Genomic DNA, 4437 nt, shown 5'->3' with positions numbered 1-4437 from the left:
CCCCCCATGCCTTGTGGCAGGCGGTTTTGTGGCAAGCCCTCATAAAAAAAGGCATGTCCCTGCCCGACCAGATGCAGGCTTGTGTTGCCGCAATTGAATCCGGTACTGTCAATGCACAGGCGTTGCCCCGGCGCATATCCCTTTTCGGGATCTCTGCCATGCCTCCTTTTTTTTTGAATCTTTTTAATAAGTTGAGCCTGAATATGGATGTTTTTCTGTTTCTGCTCACGCCAACCCATCACTTCTTTTTTGATCTGCCTTCGCCGCGTCAGCAGGAAAAGGCCGCATTGAAGAACAAGGCCATTCCAGCGCTGCCCGAAGAGGGCAATCCCCTGCTTGGCGCCCTGGGCCAGAGCAGCAGGGAAACCCAGGGGCTTCTGGAAAATTTTGACTATGACGAGCCCATGGGCGACCTGTTTGCTGACCCGGCTGCCGTATTAAAGGATACAGATGAACAGGGTGTTGCCGGCATGCTCAGGGTGATCCAGTCCGATATCCTGAATCTTATCTGGCGGGGCAAGGGCAGGGCAGATGCCCCCGTTGCTGTTTCACCCGGCGACAACTCCCTGGCCGTCCATGCCTGCCATTCGCCCATGCGCGAGGCCCAGGTGCTAAAAGATCTTATCCTGGATGCGTTCAACCGGGATCCAGGGTTGTGCCCCCATGATGTGGTGGTGATGATGCCCGATATTGAGGCCTATGCCCCTTTTCTGGAGGCTGTATTCTCCCAGTTTCCGGGGTTGCCCTTTACCGTGTCGGACCGCCGCCGCCGCTCGGAATCCTTTACCCTTTCCGCCTTTTTAAATATCCTTGACATGAAAGAGTCCCGCCTTGAGAAATCCAAGATTCTGGGGCTGTTGTCCTGCCCTGTCATTGCCGATAAATTCGGCCTGACCCTGGGAGACCAGGATCTTGTTTCTGCCCTGTTTGATTCTGCCGGGATCCTGTGGGGCAGGGACGGTGCCCACCGCGAAAGGATTTTGGGCCAGCCCTATGAACACAATTCCTGGATCTTTGGCCTGAACCGGCTCATGGCAGGATTTGCCCTGCCCGAAGCAAGTACCGTATTTGTCAATGATGTGCTTCCCTGCGACGGGTTTGAAGGGCTTGAAGGGGAAGTTTTGGGAAAATGCGCCCATTTTATTCATTCTTTGTTCAAGGCCCTGGACCTGATGGATTCCCCCGGCACGGTCCGGGAATGGGCCACCCGGTTCAGGACCATTATTTCAGACATGCTGGTAAAGGATCTTGGCAATGACGGGGATATGGCTGTGCTGCTCAATGCGTTGGATGATATGGAAAAGCAGGCTGGCCAGGCCGGGTTTGAAAGACCGGTCTCTTTTCCCGCTGTTCGCCTGGCCCTGACTGCCAAGCTTGATGTGCATGTGTCCCAGGGCAGTTTCCTTTCCGGGGGCATCACGTTCTGTAATCTTATGCCCATGCGCAGCATTCCGTTCAAGCTTGTCTGCCTGATGGGCATGGATGCCCAAAGTTTTCCCAGGACAGGCAGTTCCCCCGGATTTGACCTGATCCGCCAGAATCCCAGGCCCGGGGACAAGCAGGATCGCCAGGAGGATTGTGAGCTTTTTCTGGAGGCGTTGCTGTGCGCACGTCTTGGGGTTATCATTACCTATACCGGCATGCGCATCAGTGACAACGCGCCTGTTCCTGTTGCCTCACCTGTGGCGGAACTGATTGATACCGTTGAAAACAGCTTTGTTTTTCCCCGGGGGTTTAAATGGCAGTTTGCCCATCCGTTGCACCCGTTCAGTCCGGTCTATTTTTCAGATACCCGGGGGCCTGGATATTTTTCCTATTCAAATGCCCATTGCCGGCTCTGCAGCAGCCAGCGCACCAGACGCAATGGACATGGAGATACCGCCGGGGTCCCTTGTTTTTGCTTTCGGGATACGGACGGTGACAACGCCCTGCAACAGCAGGCGTCAGAAGACCTGCCAGTGATTGCGCTTGCTGATCTCATTGGGTTTTTCAGACATCCTGTCCAATATTATGTTACCAATACCCTGGGACTGATCTACCCTGAACCTGGGCTGGTACCGGATGAACGCGAACCTTTCAGGCTGTCCGGGCTTTCCCTTTACCATCTGGGTTCCCTGGCTGTTGAAAACCGTGAAAATCTTAATCTCTACCCCATGGTAAAGGCACAAGGCTGCTTGCCCTTCGGAAAAAAAGGCGAACAGGAATGGGCCAGGATCAATGATCTGGCAGAACCTGTAAAGCATCTGGCCCAAAATGAACTCCCTGGCGGGGAGCCGCGCATACTGGATTTAAGGGTGCAAACAAAGTCCTGCTGCATCACAGGCCAGGTGTCCCATGTGTATGACCCGGGCCGGGCCGTGGCCGGTTTTGGCAGGCTGAATCCGTCCCGGCTGCTGACCCAGTGGATTATGCACCTGGCGTATTCGTGTGTTGAAGACCATCCCGGAACCACCGTGATGGTGGGGCAGGACCCCAAGGGCCGCAAGCCTGCGGTGAGATTTGAATTTTCCGCTGTTGAAGAAAAATCCCGGGCCCGGGCCTTGATCCTGGATCTGGCCGGATATTACCTGAACGGAAAGGCAAGGGTCTTTCCCTTTTTTACCGATCTTTGTTTTCACCTGGTTGTTGATTTATCCTCACGGGACTATGACCTGTCAGCACCATCCCTGGCAAAGGCTTTAAGCAAATGCACCGGTTTGTGGCGCAACAATTTTAATTCAACCGGGGAGAGTTTTAACCGGTACACCGCCCTTGTTTTCGGGCAGAATAACCCTTTTTCAGATCCCACTTCCCTTGGGCGTTCCGGGGTGCTGGATGCAGGACTTGCCGTGTACAGGCCCATGCTGGAGCATTTTATATCATGAACAGACCTGCCTTGCCCCTGCCCCTTGACCCCTTTGCCCTGGACCTTGAAAAGATCAGCCTGATCGAAGCCAGTGCAGGAACCGGAAAAACATACACCATTGCCACTCTGTTTGTCCGGCTGGTGGCCATGGGCTATAAGGTGGAATCCATCCTGGTGGTGACATTTACCGAGGCTGCTGCCGCAGAGTTGAAATTAAGAATCCGCAAACGTCTGGTCCACTGTCTGCTGGTTTTGTCCGGCCAGGAAAGTGACGAATACAAGGCCGACGATCTCACCTGTTTCCTGCAAAAACAAGGCGATGCAGATCAAATCCGCCGCCTGCTCCGTCTTGCTGTGACCTGTTTTGACCAGGCTGCCATTATGACCATTCACGCTTTCTGCTTTTCTGTGCTCAGGGAAAATGCCTTTGAAAGCAATGCCCATTTTGACATAGAACTTATGGCAGACAACCGGGGCTTTGTTGACCAGGTGGTCCGGGATTTTTTTTCAGGCCGCATCAATCATATGGACCCCTTGTTTTTATCTTTTCTGGACCAGAACAATATCACCCCGGACACCTTTGCCAGCGGGTTAGTCCGGGCCGCGTCAAGGCAGGAAATCAAGGTGGTGCCTGCCCCCCCGGAGTTTCAGGAGATCTGGGATGATTACAAAGAGACCGTCAATTCGGCAGCAGAAATTCTGAACCGGGAACTGGAAGGCATCCGGAACCTGATCCAGGACCATGCCGGGATAGGGAAACAAAGTTATAGTAAAAAAAATCTGTCCAACTGGCTGGATGCCTGTCAAAAGAGATTTGAAAGCAGCCCTGGCACGGATCTGCTGTTTGACATGAGTGAAAAGGGCGATGCCCTGTATAAATTTACCCGGACCCGGCTGGCAGAAAAGACAAAGGCCGGCCACACCCCGCCGGACCATGTTTTTTTTGACCTTTGCGAACACCTGCTTGACCTGTCCCGGTCCATGGCGGCAAATCTTATTGCATTAAGATATCTGTTCCTTGATGATTACGCCAGGGCCCTGGCCGCCATGAAACAGGGGCAGGGGGCCTGTTTTTTTGATGACCTGATCAATGATCTTGCAACAGCCCTGGACGGGCCAGGCGGCCATGCATTGAAAACAGCTGTGAGAAAACGGTTCCATGCCTGCCTCATTGATGAGTTCCAGGACACGGACCCGGGCCAGTACAAAATTTTTTCCATCCTGTTCACGGATCCGGGTACGCCCTTTTTCATGATCGGGGACCCCAAACAGGCCATCTACGGTTTCAGGGGCGGTGATATTTTTACCTATATGACGGCGTCAAAGGCCTGCAACCAACGCTTTACCCTGGCAAAAAACTACCGTTCAGCACCGGCCATGGTGCAGGCCGTGAATACTATTTTTTCATCAAAGGATAATCCCTTCGGGTTCGAACTCATTCCTTTTTTACCGGTGGGCACACCTGACACAGCCGTTGACCGGCTGGTCTGCAACGGTGTTCCTGTCCCGCCGGCAACATTTCTGGTTGTGGACACCCAAGGGGTATCTGGTAACAAAAACGGTGTAATAAATAAGTCCGATGCCCAGGATCT

General features: G+C 53.4%; 2 protein-coding genes. Both read left to right on the top strand.

The genetic code is table 11. The annotated features are described in order from the left end of the window. Positions 1-2864 (top strand): exodeoxyribonuclease V subunit gamma (gene recC, locus AB7U36_RS01615; RefSeq protein ID WP_428158058.1); only part of this gene is annotated, 2864 nt, incomplete at its 5' end. After that, positions 2861-4437 (top strand): UvrD-helicase domain-containing protein (locus AB7U36_RS01610; protein WP_428158057.1); only part of this gene is annotated, 1577 nt, incomplete at its 3' end. The genes recC and AB7U36_RS01610, both read left to right, overlap by 4 nt.

The sequence above is a fragment of the Desulfobacter sp. genome, assembly GCF_050177295.1.
This window is presented reverse-complemented; position numbering and strand designations above follow the sequence as displayed.